Raw genomic sequence first — 17,579 nt, forward strand, 5'->3', positions numbered from 1 at the left:
AAATGGGCTTACGAAACGCACCTGTCGAAGGCTAAAGAATGAAGCGAAGTTTGTCAATATTTATTTTCGTGAGGTTTCACAATGCAAGGGTTTTTGCCTATTCACTTCAGGCATTGGAATATGTCCATACACCACAGGCAGACGCCGCAAGGTTCGGAATTGATGTAACAATCCTGCTCAAAGTCGCCGCCCTCGACGTAATCGCACAGGGCAAAATTGCAGTTGAAACAAAATGGATAATCATAACGGACAACGTTTTGCCGGAATGTGACAAAATTGGGGTCATTCCATATTGCCAGGATGCCTTTTTCCGATAGATTACCGAATATCTTGGGCTTTACGGTCTTTTCCACGCCGTTTATGTAACAGCGGTAATGGTGCCACAAAAAATAGCAGGGATGGACATTGCCGTCCCAGGAAACAAAGATGCTGCCTTCCTCCACAAACTCGCACCGGCGGGCGCTTTTGGGGATAATTTCCGGGAGCCGGAGTTTTATCCCCGTCTCTGTCCCAACAGACTGTGCCCTGGCGAAGACCTCCTCCATCTTTTCCACCCAGGCGTGATCCGTCGCAAACAGTTTCTGGAGATTCAATGAAATTCCCTGTCGCAAGGCATCCGCCACGAGCGCTTCCACGAAGGTAATCATTTTCTTTTCCTCAGCCGATTTTTCATATTTCATGAATACATCGTAATAGCGCCTGATATCAATACCCTCTTTTTCGGCTCTGCGCAGGTGGTCATGAAATATGGATACAGAAAGGTCCAGGTTGGCGTCGTATGTCGTCTGGGAAACAAGCGCCTGATGATAGGGAAAAAGTTGCGTGACAATTGCGAAATCGGCGCCCTGCAAAGCCGCCCAGTGAATTGTTTCCGCCAACTCGCCAATATTATCGCGCCTCAGGACGAACTCCACCCCGATTTCCAGTCGCTCGTTGTATGTTTCTTTTGCTGCCCGGAGCATTTGTAGCGCTCCCTCGACACTCCTGAATTCGCCTCCCTGGCGAATGTTGCTGAAGGTTTCCGGGGATACAGCGTCAACAGAAAGGCATATCCGGTCCACTCCCGCCCTGACCAGAGATACGGCCCGCTGCCTGTCTATGAGCAGACCATTGGTCTGGAATCCTATCCAGGCGTTTTTGTCCATTTTCTCTTTGGCAATCCGGATGAAATCATCAAGGCGGGGATGAAGGAGTGGCTCGCCGATACCGTTCAAGACCAGGGCTTCCAGGGTTGGCAACGCCGGCGACAGGGCCATGAAAATATCCGCAGACATATCCCCTTCCAGAAATTCTGCATCATGTCGCTGTTTAAGACACATGGGACATTGGAGATTGCAGCGGGTGGTTAATTCGACGAACAACTTGGCCGGATAATGTCTCAGGGCCGGAGTTTCAATGGACGGCAGGTTGTTCATCGGCTTCAAAAGGTAATTTCTGTAAATTCAGTATCGAGGAAGTTCAGCGAAAGCATCTTGCCTCTAAATGTTGATCCTTCCCCGAGAAGTATCTTAACAATTTCGGAGACTTCCATGCTCGCGATGACAGCAACGACAAAAGACAGATTTCCCAGATCCTTTTCGACTCCTCGCTCGCCGCTATACCGGGAATAGATTTTTTGCAGCGTGCCTTCTCCCGGGAATTGGGTGGCCACCTGACCGTACCAGCCGCCGACGCCTCCGTGAACCAGCGGGATGTTGCATTTTTCGCATACCTCAGCCAATTCGAGACGCCGCGGAATGCTATCCAGGGCGTCTGCCACAACATCAATCTTTTCGATAATTTTCCTGCCGTTTGCGGCAGTAAAGGCATCCTGCACCGGTACGATGGTTACGGCGGGATTGATCTCTTTTATCCTGTCGGCGGCGACGTTCACCTTGGGCTGTCCCAGGTTGTCAAGTTTGGAGAACAACTGGCGGTTTAGATTATGCTCCTCAAACGTATCGGGATCAACTACGGTGATATGACCGATGCCGATGCGGGCCAGTTCCTCGATGATATAGCCTCCCAGGCCGCCACAGCCGATCACGGCTACTTTGCTGCGAAAAAGGGAGAGCTGCTGCCGGCAGGAAAGGCTTCGTTGATTTCGCTGGTAACGTGCCGGCAGCAGATTCAGCTCCAGGATGGCCTCCTCCACAGCTGGAAAAGTTAGCCCGAAATGTTGGACTGCCCACGTCTGGGTGGAAAGACTGATCAATCCCTTCTCAGCACGGACCCCAAGGCATTCCTGGAGAATTTCCATTTTACCCGCCCCCCACCGGCGGAAAAATGGCCAGCAGATCTCCCTCCTTGAGGAGAGAATCAGCTTCCGCGTGACGGCCGTTGATGAAAATGATGGCCGCCTCTCCTTCAGGGATATTCAGGGATGCCAGGATATGACCTACCGTAGTGCCCTCCTGGTAATCGAAGTCGTCAACGGCAAACCGGTCCTTGCGCAGGGAAGCAAACAATTTGACGGTAACTTTCACCGGAAAGGCACCTCATAAAGTTGCGGGGGCGACTGCCAGTCGGCCCCCGCAAAATATTCACCAATTAAACACTTTATCCAACTCTTCGTCCTTGACCAGGAAAGTGATATTATGAGGAAGTACCGGTTCCGTGTAGAAAAACCGCGGCAGGCGGTCATCCTCTTTGGTGAAGCCGACGCGGCTGTTGAAATCGCGCTCTATCTTCAATACCTTCTTCCCGAGATCAGAAACGCTGTCTGCCGTCAGTTCCAGACCATAAAAGGAATTCAACAAGTCGAGGAGGGCCTGGAAAGTGTCCGGCTGGTCAAGAATGGCAAAGGCGATAAACAGACACATCCCTGTCGAGTCAATGGCAGCGGTTGCAACCTGCAGATTCCGGGACAGATCTACCTGGCCTTCGGGCTTTAATGGATCAACGAAGCCGCCGCTCTTGAGGATGTTGGTCGCGATGCTGTAACCTGCCGTGTGGTCCGCGCCCATGGGGCTCGTGGCGTAGGTGACGCCGATGCCCTGTACAGCCCGGGGATCGTAGGCGGGCATCGCCTGCCCTTTGACGACGGGAACTCTTTCCACGCCGAAAACCTTGCCCGTTACGGCGGCGCCGCTGCCGATAATCCTGCCGAGGGGAGTTCCCCTGCCGATTTCCTTAACAAGATCAATGGCGGCCTGGGCGTCGCCAAACTTCACTACGCCGGCCTGCATGGCAACACCGATGGCTACCCCCGTTTCAATCGTATCGAGCCCGTAAGTATCATCCAGGAAATCAAGCATGGCAATGGCGTCGGGGTCGTCAATACCGCAATGGCCACCGTGGGCCCAGACCGTTTCATATTCCGGTTGCTTGGAAAGGAAATTGCCGTTCTTGTCGTTGTATATGCCCGAACAGCGGATCACACAGCCGCGATGACAGGCGTGGGCTGGTCCGGCGCCGCGTTTTGTTTCCAGTTCCGCAATGGTTTCACCGCTGATCTTGGCAGCCCCGGCAAATTGTCCTTCTTTGAAGTTGTTGGTGGGGTAAGCGCCGGCTTCGTTGAGGATATTGGTCAATACGTTGCTCCCGTAAGCAGAAAGGGCCTGGCCGGTGACGGGGTGACGGGCGAGTCCTTCTACAAATTTTTTGTTGGCTTCCCTGAATTTTTCGAGATCCTTGGGTGGGCGCGCCTTGCAACCACTGTCATCAAGGACGATCACTTTGACGCCTTTCGCTCCCATAACGGCCCCGACGCCCCCTCGCCCTGCGTGTCTTGATGGTCTTAGTTCCGGGTCCGTGCAGGCAATGGAAGCGGCCGGCAGCTTCATCTCTCCGGCCGGTCCGATGGAAATACAGGTGATTTTATCGCCAAACTCCCCTTTCATCCTGCTGACGAGGTCATAATTGGTCATCATCTTGAGACTGTTATCCGCTTCAATCTTGACACCGTCCTTGTTAATGATGATTTTGTACAGATCGTCCCCCGGCGGCTTTCCCTCCAGGATGATTGCCCCATACCCGAGCCTTGCCAATACCTGGGCCGGCTGCCCTCCGGAATTGGCCTCTTTGATCCCTCCCGTCAGGGGACTCTTGCAGCCGACGGATAAGCGTCCCCACATGGCAGCGCCTGTTCCGGAAAGCATACCGGGAGCAATGACGAGTTTGTTTTCCTTGCCCAGAGGGTGGCAGGATGGCGGCACTTCCCTGGCGACGACAGACGATGTCATCGCCCGCCCTCCGAGTCCCGCGTATTCACCGAGAGATTCTTCCCGCATCTTTGGGCCGCCTGCGGCCCCCATATCGATCCTCAGAATCTTGTCCATACACGCCTCCTTGTTAGTAAGTTACCGATAATATATCGGTGTTCTCCCCGTGCGTCAAGAAGAAATAAATTTTCAGATTCGGGCGCCAACTTGAGATATTGCTTTTTCGTATCATTAGTATAATATGCGCCAGAAAGGAAATCCGGCATGCCTTCGAAAAAAATCCTAATCCTGTCTGTAACAATTTCCCTGCTTGCGCATGCACTGCTCATTTCGGCGACAGGTCTGCTTGATAAACGCTCGGGCAGAACAAGGCCGGAAACAGCCATTACCGTCAATTTGAAGGAAGCGCAAGAAATTCGGCCGGAGGCAACCAAAAATGATACAAAAAAGGAAGTATTACCTACCCCCCTTCCGCCGCCGGAAGAAGTAGCGGCAAGCGATGCCTTAGAGCAGGAAGCCATCTCTCTCGACAGCGCGGATGAAAAATTTGCCCCCTATCTGAAAAAAATCAAACAAAAGATAGAAAATATCTGGTCTTATCCCCCGGAGGCCTTCGCAGCAAAGAAGGAGGGGATAAGTACCGTGCTATTCTCCCTCGATAGCCGAGGCATGCTTGTCGAAAGCAAAATTGTTGAATCTTCCGGACATGAGGCGCTCGATCGGGGAACGATAAACGTCATCAATGCGGCCGCCCCCTATGCCCCTTTTCCCCCGGAAATTACTCTTTCCCGCCTGCATATCCAGGCCACCTTCCAGTACCGCTTCCTTCAATAGCACTGCTCCTACTTTCTCTTGCCCGGAAAAACAACTGCTGCTATATAGTGGCGTAAGGAGAAGATTATGGAAATAGGTATTTTAGGCCTGCCCCACAGCGGGAAAAGCGCCTTGTTTGAAATTATGACGGCGATTAAGAGCTCGGAAATGCATGGAGAAATCTGCGTGCGCGGCCAGGCTACCGTCCCGGATGAGCGGTTCGATCAGCTCGTGAAAATATTTCAGCCGCTCAAGGTATCGCCCGCCAAGGTGCCTTTCGTGGATGTCAATGCCGTCGGGGAAAGGGCCTGGGATTCTTTGCGCCAGAGCTTAAGCGGCGTGGATGGCCTCCTGCACGTGGTGGACGGTTTTTCGACCGATCATGTTCAGGAAATTATCAACAACTACAGCAAGATGGAAGATGAACTGATCCTTTCCGACTTGCTGATCGTTGAAAACCGGCTGGAACGAATGACGAAGACGGCCAAAAAACCCCTGACCCCGCAAGACGCCGCCCAGGCCCTGCTGCTGCCAAGATTAAAGGAGCAGTTAGAAAGGGGTAAACCACTGCGGGAGATAGGCCTGACGGCGGAAGAGATCCACTCGCTGCGCAGCTTTTCGTTCTGGACCATCCGTCCGGAACTGGTGGTTATCAATACGGCCGAAGACAAGCAGGACATTGCCGATACCTTCCGTGCGCAGGCCGCCCTGAATGTGCCGGTTATGGGCATCTGCTGCCTGACGGAAGCGGAACTCGCGGGACTGACGTCGGAGGAGCAAGGGGAATTTCTCGCCGCCCTCGGCATCACGGAACCGGCTTTCGGCCGCATTATCCGCGCCTCCTTCTCGCTGCTCGGGCGGATCGCCTATTTCACCTGCGGCGCCGATGAAGTCAAATCATGGGTCATACCGGCCGGCTCAAAAGCGCCCAAGGCGGCTGCCGTCATTCACAATGATTTCGAGCGGGGCTTCATCAAGGCCGAAGTGGCCAGTTTCTCCGACTTCCAGGCCTGCGGGAGCACCCTGGCCGGCGCCAAGGCCGCAGGGAAACTCCGCCTCGAAGGCAAGGAATATATCGTGCAGGATGGCGATATTATAACCTTCCGCTTCAACGTGTGATGTCTATTTACCTGTTTCCGGATAGCGCAGCATCAGGCTCAGGATAAAGCCGAGCAAGGGAAGAACCGCTATAGACCGCAGGGCGAAGGGCACACCGAAATGATCGGCCACCACTCCCAGCAGCGTTACGCAAATGCCGCCGGCCCCGATCGCGAAGCCGACCATCAGGCCGGATGCTATGCCGAGGTTATGGGGCAACAGATGCTGCGCCATGACAACGGTAACGGCGAAGGTGGAAATCACGATCATGCCGAGCAGCCCGAGGACGACGAACAATAACAAGCCCTTGGTAACAAATATAAGCGGTAGCACCAGCGTAGCCAGGAACATGGAGATGCTTAAATAGCGTTTGTGCCCCAGACTGTCGGCAACAGGCGCACCGCCCAACGTTCCCGCAGCCCCGCCCAGAAGAAATACCGACACCAGCGCACTGGCATAAAGCGGATCTCCCTTGAGATGATTGATGTAATAGAAGGGGATGTAACTCATCAGGCCCATTTGAATCCAGGAGCGCATAATCACGGTGCCGATGAGCAGGAAGACCGACATATAAGTCGCGCGCGAAATTTCATAAGAAGCGTCCTTTACAACCTTCCTGACGGCCTCCTGTCCCATCGTCATTTTTTTCCAGAAAAACAGTATGACCAGGGTAAACAGCAGGGAGGGGATGATAATGACGGGCAAGGATGAAAACCCCAGGTATTTGATGATATAAGCAGCGATAATGGGTCCCAGGGCCAGGCCCAGATTGCCTCCCACAGAGAATACGGCCATGCCCGTGACCGGTTTTTCCCCCGTAAAATTGGCCGCCGTCTTGTATCCCTCGGGATGAAAGGAGGCGATGCCGAGACCGCTGATCACCACCAGCACGAGCACCACGGCGTAACTGGATGGCAAGGACAATAAGGAAAAGCCGATGCCGGCGCAGAGACAGCCGGCGGGCAGGAGAAAGGGCTTCTCGCGGATGTCGGAGAAATAGCCGAAGAGTGGCTGAATCAGGGAAGAGGTAAAGTTGGCCGCCAGCAGGATAACGCCCGTCATCGTGTAGGACAGAGACAGGTGCTCTTTCAGAAAAGGCAGGATGGCCGGCAGCGCCCCCTGGTAGATGTCGGTTACCAGGTGACCTAACGAAAGCAGGAGCAGTATCTTTAAGTTGAACTTTTTCATGTAAATGCCTACCAAGTAGAAAAAAATAAAGCAATAAGATAAAATCTCACCACGGTACGCACCGGCACCGCCCGTCACGTCAGGCGCGCCAATCCGCTCATTGATCAGATTCGGGGCCAGTTTGCGTTGCACCATCTCTGATTTACCCCGGTGGCGCTTCGACAATCTCCTCAAGCTGCTGGGCCAGGCCATGCCAGTTTTCGTATAGCCCTTCGAGTTCCCGGCTGAGTGACCTCAATTCCTGATTCAACAGCTTGATGCGGCCGGGGGATTTACAGGTTTCTGGTTCACAGAGTTCTTTTTCCCGGACCGCCTTTTCCGATTCCATCTGGTGGACTTGCGTTTCCAACTGCGTCACTTTTTTCTTCAGGTCCTGACGGAGCTGGGAAAGCCTGTTTCTGGCTTCGGCATCCAGACGTTTTTCCTCCTTCGTCTTGTAAACGCTTTTTCTGGGTGCGTCTGCGGACAGGTCTTCCCGGGGGAAATCGCTACCAACTGTCAGGGCAACCGGGGATATCGGAACGGTTCCCTCCCGCCTTTTTTCAATAAAATATGAATAGTTACCGGGATAATCATAAATTTTACCCTGTCTGATTTCCAGTACCCGCTGGACGAGGCAGTCGAGAAAATACCGGTCGTGGGAGACGATGACAAGAGTGCCGTGATAGTTGAGCAGGGCATGCTGGAAAATGTCTTTGGTCTTGATGTCCAGATGGTTCGTCGGTTCGTCGAGGATGAGGAAATTGGCATCCTGCAGCATGATTTTCAGCAATGCCAGCCGGGACTTTTCGCCGCCTGAAAGAACAGATACTTCCTTGTGGATGTCATTGCCGGAAAAGAGAAAGGCCCCCAGGAGGTTGCGTCTTTCCAGATCGCTGCTCTTCGTTCCCACCTCCTTGATTTCTTCCCAGATCGTCTTCTTGTAATCGAGGTTTTCCGCGCTTTCCTGGGAATAGAAGGCCATTTTGACGTTCAGACCATATTTCAGGTGGCCGGCGGTGGGCGCTTCCGCCTGGCTTACGAGGCGCGTCAGCGTAGTTTTTCCCGCCCCGTTGACACCCACCAGGGCGATCCTCTCGCCGCGGTAAACAGTAAAATCGAGCTGGCCGAATACCTCCGTGTCGCCGTATCTTTTCGTCAGATTCGCGGCGCTAACCACATCCCGGCCGCTTTTAACGCAGGGCGGGAATTTAATCGTCACCGCCCGCACCTTTTCCCCCTGGTGCAGGATATCGAACTTTTCCAGCATCTTGACGCGGCTCTGCACCTGCTTCGCCTTGGTGGCCTTGTAACGGAAACGCTCGACAAACTCATTGATCTTTTTTATTTCGGCCCGCTGGAGCTCCATTTCCTTCTTCAGGGCCTCCAGACGGATCTCTTTCTCCTTCAGGTAGTAAGTGTAGTTCCCTTTGTAGATGGCGAGTTTTTGGCCGGCCAGTTCCGCGATCTGCCGGACCAGTTTATCCATAAAGACGCGGTCGTGCGAGATGGCGATCAGAGTGCCTGAGTAATCCTTGAGCTGGCTCTCCAGCCATTCCATGCTTTCCGTATCCAGATGGTTGGTCGGCTCGTCGAGGAGCATGATGTCCGGCTGCGAAAGGATGATGAAGGCCAGCAGCAGCCGCATTTTCCAGCCGCCTGAAAAGTCCGTGCAATTCTTGTGATAATCATCTTCCTTGAAGCCGAAGCCTTTCAGCATCTGCTTCGCGCGGGCTTCAAAGGCATAGCCGTCTTTGGCCTGAAAAGCCGCCAGGGCCGTCTCGTAGGCCGCCAGCTCCTGTTCGTGTGCCGTCGAGTCGGGAGAGCTGCCCGCAAGTTGCAGCTCATGATTCTTTATGGCTGCCTCCAGCTCCGTCAATCCGCTTCTTTTCTTGAAATAACTGATCAGATCAATGGGGTCGAGCTCCACCGTGTCCTGCGGAAGATAGCCGATCGTCTGATTCTTGCGGTTCGTGATCTCGATGCCGCCTTCATCGAGATCAATCTGCCCCATAATGGCTCTAAGCAAGGTGGTTTTCCCCTGGCCATTGTCACCCACGAGCCCGATTCGGCTCTTGTCGGTGATTGACCAGTTGAGGCGCTCAAATATTTTCTTCTCGCCGAAACGGAGGCTGACGTTGTTGATGCTGATCACAAAGACTCCTTGAATAATTGCCCGGCGGATATATAGAGAAAAGCACAGAGATTGTCAATGCCGGCGGGAATGCGCGGTCAACGATAATAATTGACAACTACTTTAAATCAATATATAAATTTCGCCGTGTCGGATGAAAAGTTTTTCCTATTAGAGGACATGGTATAGACATGGCCAACGGCGTCACCTCTAAACACCTCGAATCTCATCTCTGGGAAGCTGCTAATATTGACGAAATCGTGAAAAAAGTCCGCTTTCCTGATTGGCAACGCACGAGCCAGGGTGAACGCCTGGTTCAGAAGGAACTCCGTAAGGCGCTGCTCAAATACAAGCTGCATACAGACCAGGAGCTATTTGATAAGGCATATGGCTATATACGGCAATATTATTAGAAATTATTAGATCCGGCGAGGAAACGATATAGTTGCCTGCCTGATACCTACAGGCTTGGAATGAAAAGAAAAATATCCGAAAACCGTGCTGTCCGGGATGGCAGCGTCAACGACGGGAATGAAGTCCGTGAATCATGGGCCGGCTGGTTGGGCATCAACCGCGCAACCTTGGGCGTGCTCGTGGTCATCGGTGGTTTGGGTTTCGCGGAAGAGGTCTGGCGCAACTTCCTGGCCATCCATCTCAAGGATTCCATCACGGGCGTCAATCAGGCCTCCCGTGTGTTGGAAGCCGCCAAGTACATGGGCATCTTCGCTTTTTTTGTCAATTTGCTGGAGGGGTTTGGCTACATCATCGGCGGCAAGGTAGCCCATCGTCTGGGGGCGCGCGTGGCGCTGCTCGTTTCCGGTCTGCCAATGATACTGGGCTTTATTCTCCTTTTGATCTTCCATCACCCACTGGCCATCGTTTTCAGCGCCCTTTTGATCACCAACTGGGAACCCCTCTCCGTACCCGCCACCTTTGCCGTGGTGGGCAGCGAAGTCCCTAAAAACCGCCGGGCGATTGCCTTTGCCGTCCAGAGCATCCAGAAGCGCCTGCCCAAGGTTTTGGGACCGCTGATCGGTGGCGTGGCCATCGCGGTAGGATTCTGGTTGAACCTGTCGTTGGCCTTCGGCTTTGTTGTCTTGGCCTGCCTGATCCAGTTCTTCCTGCTTAAGCGGATGCGTCCCACGAATGATGTGGCGCCCGTACCTTTACGGGAGGTGTTGAGAAATATTCCTCCGGATTTGCGGCGCCTTTTGTCGGCAGAGATCTTCCTCCGCTGGGGGGACTGGTTTGTGCGAGATTTTGCCGTCCTTTACGTTGTGGGAGTATTGGCGCAGAGCAACCAGCAAGCGGGGCTGCTGCTGGCTCTGACCAGCCTGACGGCGCTTTTGACTTACATCCCCGTGGGCAAGATGGTGGATCGCGCCCCCAACCCCAAGCCCTTCATCGGTTTAACATTCTTTCTGTTTGCGCTCTTTCCTATCAATCTGGTCATCCTCCCCCACGTTCTGCCTTCCCTCGGAGTGCCTCTGACGGCGGCTCTCAGTCTGGTATTTATTCTGAACGGTTTGCGTGAAATCGGGGAGCCAGCCCGCAAATCTCTGATTGCCGGCGGTTTCCCTCCGGAGCTGCGGGCGCGGGCTGTCGGGCTATACTGGGGCCTGCGTTCCTTTGCCTTTTGCCCGGCGCCGCTCCTTTCCTATTTTTTATGGAAATATTTCGGTCCCGAAGCCACCTTCCTGATCGGCGGTGCGCTGGGGATGCTGGGCACCGCCTGGTTCTGGTTCCGGGTCAAATGCACCCCGGAGGTGGTTTAGTCACAAACCTTACTTGACCGGAATCGTTACTTGTGAGAGAAGTACAAGCATTAAATCTCAGGGGGGGTTTTATGAACAGCATCGTAGATTTTATTACTTCCAATCAAGTGACCGTCATGGCGGCGGCTTTTGTTGTTTTGCTCATCTGCTATTTTCTTTTCAAGCAACTAATTAAACTGGCGCTCCTGATGATACTGATTGCCATGGCCGTGGGGGGATATTATTACTTCAAGGATCCCAAGAAGACGCCGGGAGATATTCGCCAGACGCTTCAGGAGACGCGTGATAAATCATCCCAGTTACTGGAAAAGGGCCAGCAGGCCTACCAAAAAGGCAAGGATCTTATTGATAAAAGCAAGGAGTTGACCGATAAAGCGGCTGATTTTATAAAGAAAACAGAAGAAAAACCGGAGCCGGGGAAGTGAGCATACCCCGGGCTCCGCAATCCTGAACGTTCACCGCACGGTTGGTGAACGCTGCCCTGTTATTTTCAGTCCACCGCATCGGGGGGAACTTCCTTCTCGCGTGTCTTTTCCAGCAGGCGTGTCTGACGCCGGGCTTCTGCCTCCTGATGGCGGCGTTCCTGCTCTTTCGTTTCCCGAATAACCGGAGGCAGGGGTGTGGGGCGTCCCTTCTTGTTCAGGGCCACAAAAGTAAGGTAGGCGGTGGATGTGTGTTTCCGAACACCTGTGATGGGGTTTTCCGACTCCACCCGGACGCCGACTTCCATGGAGGTCTTGCCCACGTAGTTAAGACTGGCCCGCATGGTCAGAAATTCACCCACGAGAACGGTATGATAGAAGTCCAGCCTGTCCACGGAGACGGTGACAACATCGGCCCGCGCGTGCCGGGAGGCCACAACGCCGGCCGCAGTTTCAATAAGCTTCATGATCGTCCCGCCGTGGACGTTTCCGGCTGAATTAGCGTCCTGCGGCCTCATCTCCTGCGCCATTATGACAGTGCTTTCCGCAACTTTTTTCCCTTTCATAATCACTAGTCTCCTCTCATGTAAATGCTTGATCAGTTTCGCACAGTTGACACGTTACCGGTTCGGGATACCGACTTACCGGCGGTGTATACCACATTTTTTAATAGAGTTCCGCCATTTTTTATCCGGGACAGCTCTCCTTCTAATGCCGGTCAGCGCCTGGTCAAAAAGGTTGTTGCTTTTTCCAGATCATGGTAGAAGCCTACCGACAAAGGATGTGATGTCCATGGTAAGAATGTTCAACATCGCTTGTCCCAGATGAAAAAATGATTTCAGGCCCATTATGACCGATGACCAGCAATCAATTATCATAATTAGTCTTAACAGCATAAAAAAAAGGGGGTACCGATGATGAGAAAGATGATGTTTAGTTTTTTCCTGGGTTTGGTAACAATCCTTTTCTGGGGGCACGCTGCCATGGCTGCTGAAAAACTTCCCAGCACCGTCAGCATAGGGACACATCCGGTTGGCTCTTTTTTTAATATTGTTGGAACGGCAGCGGCCAAGGGCATATCGGATCATACGCAAATACGGGGTATTCCTAAACCCATGGCCGGACCAACTGCCTGGCTTCCCTACATGGAGAGGGGCGATATAGAGTTGGGCGTCCTGAACGTTTGGGATGCCGAGAAGGGATACCTCGGTGAATCAATCTATGAAAAGCTGTCCGGCAAGAAAGGTTTTTCGGTTCGACTGCTCGCGGTAACAGTCCCTAATCTGTGCGGCTCCTTTGTTGCCAAGGACTCAGGTATATTCAGCCACGCCGATCTGAAGGGAAAAAGAGTAAGCGGCAACTTCCCCACTCCCTCATTGCAGGCCCAGGCTGAAGCGTTCCTTGCCAACGGCAACCTGGAATGGAAAGATGTCATACCTGTGCCCGTCAACTCTATTGTGGAGGCGGTAAAAATGGTGATGGACGGCCGGGCTGATAGTTCAGGAACTACTGCTCTCGGCACGGGCATCGTCGAAGAACTCAATGCCAAGAAGGGCGCCAGGTTTCTGGGCGTAGATATTTCTCCTCAGGCACTGGAAAGAACCAGGAAGTTTCACCCCGGCTATCCTTACAAAGTGAAACCGGACCCGAGGTATACGGGAGTAGAGAAGGAACAGTACGCATGGGCCTATGACATTTACCTCATTGCAGGCGAACAGGTTCCCGATAACGTGATTTATCTTATCACCAAGGCTCTTTGGGAAAACTACAAAGATTTCGATAAGGTGAACCAGTTATTAAAAGACTGGGTACCGGACCGGTTCGTGTCTAAAGAAGCGGTGATTCCCTATCATCCGGGGGCCATCAAGTTCTATAAAGAAAAGGGCGTGTGGACCAAGGAGATGGAAGAAATACAGAAGAAGCTGCTGAGCAAGAAAAAAGCATAGCGTTTGCCAATACGTTTCTAACTTCGGAGGATGCCCACAAATGAAAACGAATGGCGAGCAAAGTAGTCTGGAAGGAAAAGACGAAGGAGGAGGCACCCGTTTCCGGCAGTTGACCGGGCCTGCCAAGGTCTACTCCGACATTGTCCTGGCGCTGGTTCCTACAATCGGGATTATAGGAATTCTTAATCTTGCCTCATACTTCGGTATTGCCCTTTATCTCCAGCAATACATAGGCTGCATCTACGGCCTCGTGATCGCGGCCGCGTTTATTCTGATCCCCATCAGGAAGAAGTCCGCCCTCGATAAGCTTCCCTGGTACGATTTAGTCTGTTCGATCGTCGCGCTTGCCACCGGTCTGTATGTGGCTGTTTACTACAAGACGATTGCCGTGGATATTGGGCTGATACAGACGGAAAGAGTGATCCTGGGAATCGCCGCCGTCCTGTTGACACTGGAAGCGTCACGCCGGACCGTGGGGTTGCCCTTTGCCGTGATCGTCATCGTTTTCCTGGTCTATGCCCTTCTTTCCCCTTTCATGTCGGGTATATTCAGGACAAAAGGCGTCACCTACGATACTTGCGCCACCTATCTTTATCTTGATCCGCAGGGGATATTGGGCATGCCTCTTGAGATCGCAACCACCCTTGTTCTTGTTTTTATCCTCTTTGGCCAGACAGTTACCCAGGTCGGCGTGAGCAAGTTATTCAACGATGTCGCGTTTTCCCTGATGGGAAGATTTCGGGGCGGTCCAGCCAAGGTCGCGGTTCTCGCATCTTCTCTCTTTGGCATGATCTCGGGGAGTGCCGTTGCCAACGTGGCGACGATCGGGGTATTTACGATACCTCTGATGAAAAAGGCGGGCTATAAGCCATATTTTGCGGGAGCGGTAGAGGCCGTGTCCGGTACGGGCGGCCAGATTATGCCGCCGATCATGGGCGCAGCGGCCTTCCTGATGGCAACTTATCTGGGGATTTCCTATGGGAAGGTAGCGCTGGCGGCGATGATCCCTGCCATTTTGTACTATACGGCCGTATTCATTCAGATAGACTTGAGGGCCGCCAAAGATAACTTAGTTGGCCTCCCCCAGTCGGAGCTTCCTCGCTTCTTCAATGTTATTAAGGAAGGTTGGTATTTGGCTCTACCTTTTGTCGTACTCGTTTACACCATGTTTTTCGCCTGGATGGAGCCTGAAACTGCCGGGTTGATAAGCATAGTAAGTGCTCTGGTACTCGGATTCATAAAGCGCCGTTTGACTATAAGTGGCATTTTCGTGTTGCTCAGGGATTGCGGCAAGAGTCTTTTGGAAGTAGGCGTGACCAGCGCCGGCGCCGGTCTCATTATTGGCATACTGACCCTCACCGGGCTTGCCTTCTTATTCTCCTCCATTTTAATTGGCCTCGCTCATGGAAACGTTTTTCTCTTGCTGCTCCTGTCGGCCATTGTGTCGAGCATTCTTGGCATGGGTATGACGGTTACCGCGGCATACCTGTTGACCGTGGCCATCGGGGTTCCCGCCTTGGTCGAAGTAGGAATTCCCCCCCTCTTGGCCCACTTTTTCATATTCTACTACTCCGTCCTGTCGTTTTTGACGCCGCCGGTTTGTCTGGCTGCGTATGCCGCCGCCTCGATCGCCGGCGCAAACATGATGAAAACGGCGTTTCAGGCCATGCGACTCGGAATCGCCGCTTATCTGGTTCCCTTTATCTTTGCGTACAGACCGGCACTGCTTCTCCAGGGTGGCGCGGTAGACATCATTGAGGTATCCGTAATAGCTTTGATATGCATTACGTTTCTTTCAATTGGGTCTGAAGGCTTTCTGTTTACCTCACTTCTTTGGTGGAAAAGAATCACCTTCATTATCGGAGGCATGGTGCTGATGATTCCCGGCATCTTATTTACCGCCATAGGCATCGTCATCGCTGCTCCGGCCATAATCATCGAGGTGCTCGACAGGGTAGCCAGAAAGCGGGCGTTGAAAATTACACCGACGGTGACGGTTTAAAGATCATCCGGCCGATTATAATATAAACGATTTTCTCAAACGAGAGGAGGAAAAAGATTATGAAATTAGATATTTTCAATCACATTTTTCCAAAGAAATACTTTGACAAAATGGTGGCGGTATTACCGAACGGCGCCGACATGCACAAGCGGGTGCGCAATATTCCCTGTATTGTGGACCTTGATGATCGCTTCCGGATCATGGATTTATACGGCGATTACCAGCAGGTTATCTGCCTGGGGGCGCCACCGATCGAGGTTTTTGGCCCGCCTGAGGTCTCCGGGGAAATGGCCCGGATCGCCAATGACGGGATGGCGGAACTCGTCCGGAAATACCCGGACCGTTTCCCCGGCTTTATTGCATCGCTACCCATGAATGATCCCGATGGACTGCTCAAGGAAGCCAGGCGGGCCGTCAAGGAACTGGGTGCGGTCGGGGTGCAGGTATTTTCCAACGTTCTGGGCAGTCCCTTGACCAGACCGGAGACCATGCCTTTGTTTGACCTGATGGTGGAGCTGGATCGGCCCATCTGGCTCCATCCGGCCCGGGGGGCGGATTTTCCCGATTACAAGAATGAAAAAAAGAGCCATTTCGAAATCTGGTGGACCTTCGGCTGGCCTTACGAGACCAGTGTGGCCATGGCGCACATCGTTTTTGCCGGGCTCTTTGACCGTCTTCCCTCGCTCAAGATCATTGTCCACCACCTGGGCGCCATGATCCCTTACTTTGCTGGTCGCGTCGGGCCGGGCTGGGACCAGTTAGGCAGCCGCACTTCCGACGAGGATTACACCGTCCTGCTCAAGCAGTTGAAGAAACGGCCGCTTGATTATTTCCACATGTTTTACGTAGATACGGCGATTTTTGGCGCCCTGGACGCCACGATTTGCGGGCTCAAATTTTATGGAGCGGAAAAGGCGTTATTTGCCTCCGACATGCCTTTTGATCCTGAGAAGGGCACGGCCTACATCCGGTGGACGATTGAAATCATAGACAGCTTGGACATCACGCCGGCAGAACGTCATGCTATCTATGAAGGCAATGCGCGCCGACTGTTGCATCTCTAACTCGATAAAAGGTCATCCCAGGCCAGGCTGAAGAAAATCTGGTGGAGCGAATGGTCGTCCTCCACCAGATGATAGGTGAGATTGGTAAAGATTTGCAGCGCGATATCATGAACCGGGCCGGGCGGCACTGTCTCGTCGTGGTTGCCGTGATAGATGACCACAGGGAAATTCAGCTTCAGATTCCGGCACATTTCCGGCGGCAGATGATTCAGGGCCGGGGCCAGCAGGATTAATTTGGCGATCTTTTCCACGTGCCGGAAGGAAAACACGGCGGCCATCAACCCTCCCAAACTGGAACCGATCAGGGTGAGGCCGTCCTTGTCGGTGAGCAGAGTTTCCAGCTTGGCCATACGCTCCTCGAAGGGGCCCTCAAAGTCTTCCACGATCATCCGGGGATATCTTGCCTGGAAAAAGGCGCCCTTCGTTCCCCGACTGGAACTGTCCAGGCCATGGATGAATACCAGGGTGGGTCCCGCCGGCCTTGCCGTCTTCTCGGTTTCCATTACTTCCATCCTTGACGACCTCGTAAAAAGTCGAAAATGCCCAAGAATCGTCATTCCGGTGAAAACCGGAATCCAGAGATTTCAGCGTGTTACAAAAATACTGGACACCGGTTTTCACCGGTGTGACGACTTTTTACGAGGCCGCCATCCTTGGGCTTTGGTTTCATGCTCGTGCCATTGACTATAGAAAGCCCAACCCTGCCTGTCAAGGAAATCTTGTGTATGCGGCGGCATGAAGTGTTGCTTTCACGCCGCCGGTATGTTAGCAAGTAAGGAGTTATCTGCGGCGTTTTTCCGGCAGAATCAAATTTTCCGAGGTGATTTAATTATGGCTGAAATTGTTCCGTTTAAGGCGTTAAGACCCCAAAAGCAATACGTAAAGGCGGTGGCTTCTCATCCATATGATGTGGTCAACCGGGAAGAGGCGCAGAAGATAGCGGCAGACAATCCCTTGAGTTTTCTCCACGTCGAGAAATCCGAGATTGACTTGCCTGACGATATTGTCGCCCCGGA

General features: G+C 53.0%; 17 protein-coding genes. 9 read left to right on the plus strand and 8 right to left on the minus strand.

Annotation, left to right across the window (positions count from 1 at the left end; genetic code table 11):
* Positions 1 to 101: 101 nt before the first annotated feature.
* The 4 genes from NT140_02225 to NT140_02240 are packed head-to-tail and all read right to left on the minus strand — an operon-like array spanning position 102 to position 4,259.
* Positions 102 to 1,415: a radical SAM/SPASM family putative metalloenzyme maturase gene (locus NT140_02225; protein ID MCX5830702.1), complete on the minus strand. Its 1,314-nt coding sequence runs from the start codon at positions 1,413 to 1,415 to the stop codon at positions 102 to 104.
* Positions 1,416 to 1,420: 5 nt separating this feature from the next.
* The gene (locus NT140_02230; protein MCX5830703.1) at positions 1,421 to 2,239 is read right to left on the minus strand and encodes a HesA/MoeB/ThiF family protein; all 819 of its coding nucleotides are present in this window, start codon (positions 2,237 to 2,239) and stop codon (positions 1,421 to 1,423) included.
* 1 nt (position 2,240) lies between these two features.
* Positions 2,241 to 2,465, minus strand: coding sequence for a MoaD/ThiS family protein (locus tag NT140_02235; protein ID MCX5830704.1), 225 nt, complete (start codon positions 2,463 to 2,465; stop codon positions 2,241 to 2,243).
* Positions 2,466 to 2,522: 57 nt separating this feature from the next.
* Positions 2,523 to 4,259: an aldehyde ferredoxin oxidoreductase gene (locus tag NT140_02240; protein ID MCX5830705.1), complete on the minus strand. Its 1,737-nt coding sequence runs from the start codon at positions 4,257 to 4,259 to the stop codon at positions 2,523 to 2,525.
* Between the two features lie 147 nt (positions 4,260 to 4,406).
* Between NT140_02240 and NT140_02245 the strand changes: the two genes are divergently transcribed.
* On the plus strand, positions 4,407 to 4,976 hold the full coding sequence (locus tag NT140_02245) for a TonB family protein (GenBank protein MCX5830706.1): 570 nt from the start codon (positions 4,407 to 4,409) through the stop codon (positions 4,974 to 4,976).
* 66 nt (positions 4,977 to 5,042) lie between these two features.
* The gene (locus NT140_02250; GenBank protein ID MCX5830707.1) at positions 5,043 to 6,074 is read left to right on the plus strand and encodes a DUF933 domain-containing protein; all 1,032 of its coding nucleotides are present in this window, start codon (positions 5,043 to 5,045) and stop codon (positions 6,072 to 6,074) included.
* Between the two features lie 3 nt (positions 6,075 to 6,077).
* Here NT140_02250 and NT140_02255 read toward each other — a convergent pair whose 3' ends face one another.
* Positions 6,078 to 7,406, minus strand: coding sequence for an MFS transporter (locus NT140_02255; GenBank protein MCX5830708.1), 1,329 nt, complete (start codon positions 7,404 to 7,406; stop codon positions 6,078 to 6,080).
* Positions 7,384 to 9,375: an ATP-binding cassette domain-containing protein gene (locus NT140_02260; protein ID MCX5830709.1), complete on the minus strand. Its 1,992-nt coding sequence runs from the start codon at positions 9,373 to 9,375 to the stop codon at positions 7,384 to 7,386. Before NT140_02260 ends, NT140_02255 begins: the two co-directional genes overlap by 23 nt.
* Before the next feature lie 170 nt (positions 9,376 to 9,545).
* On the opposite strand from NT140_02260, the gene NT140_02265 reads away from it, so the two are divergent.
* From NT140_02265 to NT140_02275, 3 genes are all read left to right on the plus strand, one after another.
* Positions 9,546 to 9,767 (plus strand): hypothetical protein, encoded by a 222-nt coding sequence (locus NT140_02265; protein MCX5830710.1) that lies wholly within the window; start codon positions 9,546 to 9,548, stop codon positions 9,765 to 9,767.
* Between the two features lie 60 nt (positions 9,768 to 9,827).
* A complete protein-coding gene (locus tag NT140_02270) occupies positions 9,828 to 11,129 on the plus strand; it encodes an MFS transporter (GenBank protein ID MCX5830711.1) in 1,302 nt (433 codons plus the stop codon).
* A gap of 71 nt (positions 11,130 to 11,200) precedes the next feature.
* Positions 11,201 to 11,554 carry a hypothetical protein gene (locus NT140_02275; protein ID MCX5830712.1) on the plus strand — a complete coding sequence of 118 codons (354 nt, stop codon included), beginning with the start codon at positions 11,201 to 11,203 and terminating at the stop codon, positions 11,552 to 11,554.
* A gap of 65 nt (positions 11,555 to 11,619) precedes the next feature.
* On the opposite strand, the gene NT140_02280 is transcribed toward NT140_02275, so the two are convergent.
* Positions 11,620 to 12,117: an acyl-CoA thioesterase gene (locus NT140_02280; GenBank protein ID MCX5830713.1), complete on the minus strand. Its 498-nt coding sequence runs from the start codon at positions 12,115 to 12,117 to the stop codon at positions 11,620 to 11,622.
* 348 nt (positions 12,118 to 12,465) lie between these two features.
* Between NT140_02280 and NT140_02285 the strand changes: the two genes are divergently transcribed.
* Genes NT140_02285 through NT140_02295 form a run of 3 tightly spaced genes read left to right on the plus strand, consistent with a single transcriptional unit; the run spans position 12,466 to position 16,563 of the window.
* The gene (locus tag NT140_02285) at positions 12,466 to 13,497 is read left to right on the plus strand and encodes a TAXI family TRAP transporter solute-binding subunit (GenBank protein MCX5830714.1); all 1,032 of its coding nucleotides are present in this window, start codon (positions 12,466 to 12,468) and stop codon (positions 13,495 to 13,497) included.
* A 40-nt stretch (positions 13,498 to 13,537) separates the two neighbouring features.
* Positions 13,538 to 15,499, plus strand: a complete 1,962-nt coding sequence (locus tag NT140_02290) for a TRAP transporter fused permease subunit (protein ID MCX5830715.1) — start codon at positions 13,538 to 13,540, stop codon at positions 15,497 to 15,499.
* A 56-nt stretch (positions 15,500 to 15,555) separates the two neighbouring features.
* On the plus strand, positions 15,556 to 16,563 hold the full coding sequence (locus NT140_02295; GenBank protein MCX5830716.1) for an amidohydrolase family protein: 1,008 nt from the start codon (positions 15,556 to 15,558) through the stop codon (positions 16,561 to 16,563).
* On the opposite strand, the gene NT140_02300 is transcribed toward NT140_02295, so the two are convergent.
* The gene (locus NT140_02300) at positions 16,560 to 17,066 is read right to left on the minus strand and encodes an alpha/beta hydrolase (protein MCX5830717.1); all 507 of its coding nucleotides are present in this window, start codon (positions 17,064 to 17,066) and stop codon (positions 16,560 to 16,562) included. The genes NT140_02295 and NT140_02300 overlap by 4 nt on opposite strands.
* A 328-nt stretch (positions 17,067 to 17,394) precedes the next feature.
* Between NT140_02300 and NT140_02305 the strand changes: the two genes are divergently transcribed.
* A partial coding sequence (locus tag NT140_02305; protein MCX5830718.1) for a DUF1015 family protein occupies positions 17,395 to 17,579 on the plus strand: 185 nt, incomplete at its 3' end.

Source organism: Deltaproteobacteria bacterium, from assembly GCA_026388415.1.
GTDB lineage: Bacteria > Desulfobacterota > Syntrophia > Syntrophales > JACQWR01 > JAPLJV01.